The 5,250-nt window shown below is 72.8% G+C and carries 4 protein-coding genes; 3 read left to right on the top strand and 1 reads right to left on the bottom strand.

What is annotated here, in order from left to right:
* The coding region (locus D8M29_RS08300; protein ID WP_127445900.1) for a type II CAAX prenyl endopeptidase Rce1 family protein at positions 1-897 on the bottom strand (897 nt) is incomplete at its 3' end.
* Between the two features lie 131 nt (positions 898-1,028).
* Here D8M29_RS08300 and rpsO point away from each other — a divergent pair.
* From rpsO to D8M29_RS08285, 3 genes are all read left to right on the top strand, one after another.
* Positions 1,029-1,298, top strand: coding sequence for a 30S ribosomal protein S15 (rpsO, locus tag D8M29_RS08295; protein WP_017488396.1), 270 nt, complete (start codon positions 1,029-1,031; stop codon positions 1,296-1,298).
* Between the two features lie 296 nt (positions 1,299-1,594).
* Positions 1,595-3,856 (top strand): polyribonucleotide nucleotidyltransferase, encoded by a 2,262-nt coding sequence (locus D8M29_RS08290; RefSeq protein ID WP_061866726.1) that lies wholly within the window; start codon positions 1,595-1,597, stop codon positions 3,854-3,856.
* A gap of 83 nt (positions 3,857-3,939) precedes the next feature.
* Positions 3,940-5,250: M16 family metallopeptidase (locus D8M29_RS08285; protein ID WP_370450155.1), on the top strand; the 1,311-nt coding region annotated here is incomplete at its 3' end.

The raw sequence follows: 5,250 nt of genomic DNA, 5'->3' as shown, positions 1-5,250 counted from the left end.
CGTGGCCGCCGGGGAGCCGGCGGTCTCCGCGCCCACGTAGCTGTCCTCGACGGTGCCCACGAGCGTGCCGACGGCGATGATCACCACGTTGTTGACCACGTGGAGGGCGACGGCGGCCTCGAGCCCGCCCGTGCGCCACGTGAGCAGGACGGCGGCGACGGCGAACGCGGCGAGGTCCAGCAGGATCCACGGGTCGAGCGAGCCGTGGGCGAGCGAGAAGGTCGCCGCCGAGAGCACCGCGGTGACCGCGGCGGCCACGACCGGCCGGCGGATCCACGTGCCGACGGCCAGCAGCAGCCACCCGCGGAACAGGTACTCCTCGCCCGCGGCCTGGAACGGGGTGAGCACGAACGCCATGACGAGCAGCCAGACCCAGTCCTGCGCGCGCGGGGCCGTGGGGGCGCCGTCGAGGGCCCACGCGCCCAGCACGTAGGCGAGGAACAGCGGCGTCAGCACGACGACGCAGCGCGCCAGCCAGCGCCAGCGCACGCGGCCCTCGACCGAGTGGACGAAGCGGGCGGCGACGGGGTGGCCCAGCGCCACGGCCAGCAGCGCGACCCCGATCAGCGCGGCGAGCAGGAGGTTGTTCAGCAGCACCATGGGCGCGGAGTACAGGTCGAGGTCGGTCACGTCCGTCGGGTCGGCCGCGCCGAGCAGCGCGGGCCCGGACGTGGCGATCAGGGCGAGAGCGCCCAGCACGCCCCCGAGCACGAGGAGGCCCACCAGGCCGGCCAGCACGAGGCCGAAGGACGCGAGCGGGTTCCACCATCGGGCCCGCGGCGTGCGCAGCAGCGCGGGGTAGCCGTGGCCGATCAGCGGCAGATCCAGGGGCGGCGCGGGCGGCCGGAGGGGGAACGACGACGGGGCCGGGGAGTGGGGGACCGGTGGGGTGCTCACCGGGCCAGGGTAGGCGATGCGGTAGACTCGACCCTCGGCCTCCCTGCAGTCCGCGGTGGGGTGGGCCCCGCGTCGTCCGCCCCGGCGGGGCGCGGCCCGTGTTCGCGGTACCGAAGTGAAGGAGGCCCACCATGGCCCTGGATCCCGCTGTCAAGCAGCAGATCATCAAGGAGTACGCCACCCACGAGGGCGACACCGGTTCCCCCGAGGTGCAGATCGCGGTCCTGTCCCGCCGCATCAAGGACCTGACCGAGCACCTCAAGGAGCACAAGCACGACCACCACACCCGTCGCGGCCTGATGGCCCTGGTCGGTCGCCGTCGTCGCATGCTCGGCTACCTGCAGAAGGTCGACATCGAGCGCTACCGCGCGCTGATCGAGCGCCTCGGCCTGCGCAAGTGACCTGAGGAGGCGGCGCCGGAGCCCGCGGGAGACCCGCGAGCGCCGGCGCCGCCTTTCGTCTGCCCCCGGACGCACGTAGTGTGTCCCGGGGGAGAGATCGCCGCAGCCTGCGGCACTCCGGCGCGCCATGGCGCGCATCCCCGCATCATCGACACACCCGACGGCTCCGCGCCCATCGCTCGCGGTCCTCGACAGTGGCTCCCGGACCCCGCCGCACGGCGGGATGCCGAGGGCCTCGATCGAAGACCAGGGGGACAGGGACGCCTGCGGCGCCGTCCACCTGAAAGGAGGCCCTCATGGAGGGTCCTGAGATCACCTTCGCCGAGGCCGTCATCGACAACGGCTCGTACGGCAAGCGCACCGTCCGCTTCGAGACCGGGCGCCTCGCCCAGCAGGCCGCCGGCGCCGCCATGGTCTACATCGACGAGGAGACGTCGATGCTGTCCGCCACCACCGTCGGCAAGTCGCCCCGCGAGGGCTTCGACTTCTTCCCGCTGACCGTGGACGTCGAGGAGCGCATGTACGCCGCGGGCCGCATCCCCGGCTCGTTCTTCCGCCGCGAGGGCCGCCCGTCCACGGACGCGATCCTCACCTGCCGCCTGATCGACCGCCCGCTGCGCCCGGCGTTCGTCAAGGGCATCCGCAACGAGGTCCAGGTCGTCGTGACCGTCACCTCGATCGCCCCGGACGAGATCTACGACACGGTGGCCATCAACGCCGCCTCCCTGTCCACGCAGCTGTCCGGCCTGCCGTTCTCCGGCCCCATCGGCGGCGTGCGCATGGCCCTCATGGACGACGGCTCCGGCACGCGCCAGTGGGTCGCGTTCCCGAAGCACTCCCAGCTCGAGGGCGCCGTGTTCAACATGGCCGTGGCCGGCCGTGTGGTGGGCGACGACGTCGCCATCATGATGGTCGAGGCCGAGGCGACCCCGGACTCCTGGACCCTGGTCAAGGAGCGCGGCGCGCAGGCGCCCACCGAGGAGATCGTGGCCGAGGGCCTCGAGGCCGCCAAGCCCTTCATCCGCGCCCTGTGCGAGGCCCAGGCCGACCTGGTCAAGCGCGCCGGCAAGGACCCGGTGGACGTCCCCGTGTTCCAGGACTACCAGGACGACGCCTACGCCGCCGTCGAGAAGCTCGCCACGGACCGCCTGACCGAGATCTTCTCCATCGGCGACAAGCAGGAGCGCGAGTCGGCCTCGGACGCCTACCTGCTCGAGGTGCTCGAGGAGCTCGCCGGCGAGGGCAAGGACTTCGCCGAGCGCAAGGGCGAGATCGCCAAGGCCTACGGCTCCCTCACCAAGCAGATCGTGCGCCGCCGCATCCTCACCGACCAGGTGCGCATCGACGGCCGCGGCCTGACGGACATCCGCAAGCTGACCGCGGAGGTGGAGGTCCTGCCCCGCGTGCACGGCTCCGCCATCTTCGAGCGCGGCGAGACCCAGATCATGGGCGTCACCACGCTGAACATGCTCAAGATGGAGCAGCAGATCGACTCGTTGGCGCCGGAGACGACCAAGCGGTACATGCACCACTACAACTTCCCGCCGTACTCCACCGGCGAGACCGGCCGCGTGGGCTCCCCGAAGCGCCGCGAGATCGGCCACGGCGCCCTCGCCGAGCGCGCCCTCGTGCCCGTGCTGCCGGCCCGCGAGGAGTTCCCCTACGCGATCCGCCAGGTCTCCGAGGCCCTCGGCTCCAACGGCTCGACGTCGATGGGCTCCGTCTGCGCCTCCACCCTGTCCCTGCTGAACGCGGGCGTGCCGCTGCGTGCGCCCGTGGCCGGCATCGCCATGGGCCTGGTCTCCGCCGAGGTGGGCGGCCAGACCCAGTACGCGGCCCTGACCGACATCCTCGGCGCCGAGGACGCGTTCGGCGACATGGACTTCAAGGTGGCCGGCACCGCGGAGTTCGTCACCGCGATCCAGCTGGACACCAAGCTGGACGGCATCCCGGCCTCCGTGCTGGCCGCCGCCCTGACGCAGGCCCGCGAGGCGCGCCTGCACATCCTGTCCGTGCTGAACGCCGCCATCGACGCCCCGGACGAGATGGCCCCCACCGCCCCGCGGATCATCTCCGTGCGCATCCCGGTGGACAAGATCGGCGCGGTCATCGGCCCCAAGGGCGCCATGATCAACCAGATCCAGGACGACACGGGCGCGGACATCACCATCGAGGACGACGGCACCGTGCTGATCGGCGCCACCGACGGCGCCTCGGCCGAGGCCGCGCGCTCCGCGGTGAACGCGATCGCCAACCCGCAGGTCCCCGAGGTCGGTGAGCGCTACCTCGGCACCGTGGTGAAGCTGACCACGTTCGGCGGGTTCGTCTCGCTCACCCCGGGCAAGGACGGCCTGCTGCACATCTCCGAGCTGCGCAAGCTCAACGAGGGCAAGCGCGTGGACGACGTCGAGGACGTGCTCGGCGTGGGCCAGAAGGTCCAGGTCGAGATCACCAAGATCGACGACCGCGGCAAGCTGTCCCTCTCCCCGGTGGTGGCGGAGTCCGACGCCCTGGCCGAGACCGCGGACGCGATCGAGTCCTCGCAGATCGAGGCCTGATCCGCCCCGCCCGGCCCGGTGACCACGACGGCGCCGCACCCTCCCCGCGAGTGGTGCGGCGCCGTCGTCGCGCATGGGCGAGAATGGCCGTCATGAGTGTTCACCGTGAGATCCCCCTGGACTTCGACGGCGTGCTGGCGGACGAGGGCAACGGTTCCGTGGTGCGCCGCTCCGTGCTGCCCGGCGGCGTCCGCGTGCTCACCGAGGCCATGCCGGACCAGCGCTCGGTGACCATCGGCTACTGGGTGGCCGTCGGGTCCCGTGACGAGTCGCCCGAGGGCTACGGCGCCACGCACTTCCTCGAGCACCTGCTCTTCAAGGGCACTCCCACGCGCACCGCGATGGACATCGCGGCCGCCTTCGACCGCGTGGGCGGGGAGTCCAACGCCGGCACGGCCAAGGAGTCCACCGTCTACCACGCCCGCGTGCTGGACGAGGACCTGCCGATGGCCGTGGAGGTCCTCACGGACATGCTCACCTCCTCCCTGATCGACCCGGACGAGCTCGAGACCGAGCGCGGCGTGATCCTCGAGGAGCTCGCCATGGACGCGGACGACCCCGTGGACGTGGCCCACGAGAAGCTCGCCGAGGTCATGCTGGACGGCCACCCCCTCGGCCGGCCGATCGGCGGCACGCCCGAGACGATCCGGGCCGTCACCCGCGACCATGTGGTGGGGCACTACACGCACTGGTACCGCCCGGACGAGCTCGTCGTCACCGCCGCCGGCCACCTCGACCACGACGAGGTCTGCCGCCTCGTCCTCGCCGCCCTGCGCGCCTCGGGCTGGGAGCTCACCCAGGGGGCCCTGCCCGCCCCGCGTCGTGCCGTGGACACCGCCGGGGCCGCGGCCTCGCGGGTGCGGACCGGCACGCACACCGTCACCAAGGCGGTCGAGCAGGCCAACGTCCTCGTCGGCGGCCGCTCGCTGTCCACCACGGACCCGGACCGCTTCGCCCTGGGCGTCATGCAGTCCGTCCTGGGCGGGGGCATGTCCTCGCGGCTGTTCCAGGAGATCCGCGAGCGCCGCGGCCTGGCCTACAACACCTACTCGTTCTCCGCCGGGTACTCCGACGCCGGCTACTGGGGCCTGTACGCGGGCTGCCAGCCGGACCGGGTGGACGAGGTGGCCGCGCTGATGGAGGCCGAGCTGGACCGGATGGCCGAGGCCGACGTCACCGGGGAGGAGCTCGCGCGCGCCCACGGGCAGATCTGCGGCGGCACCGTGCTGGGCATGGAGTCCACGGGCGCCCGCATGTCCCGGCTGGGACGGGCCGAGCTGGTCACGGGGGAGTACGTGGACCTGGCGGCCTCCCTCGCCCGGGTCCGCGAGGTCGACGCCGGCCAGGTCCGGGCCGTGGCCGCGCGCCTGGCCGCGGGGGACCGGGCGCGCGCC

The organism is Micrococcus sp. HSID17227 (assembly GCF_003989405.1).
GTDB lineage: Bacteria > Actinomycetota > Actinomycetes > Actinomycetales > Micrococcaceae > Micrococcus > Micrococcus luteus.
This window is presented reverse-complemented; position numbering and strand designations above follow the sequence as displayed.

What these genes read in the sequence shown, in the direction of transcription:
- rpsO (WP_017488396.1), top strand. Translation starts at nt 1,029, where the DNA reads ATGGCCCTGGATCCCGCTGTCAAGCAGCAGATCATCAAGGAGTACGCC.
- D8M29_RS08290 (WP_061866726.1), top strand. Translation starts at nt 1,595, where the DNA reads ATGGAGGGTCCTGAGATCACCTTCGCCGAGGCCGTCATCGACAACGGC.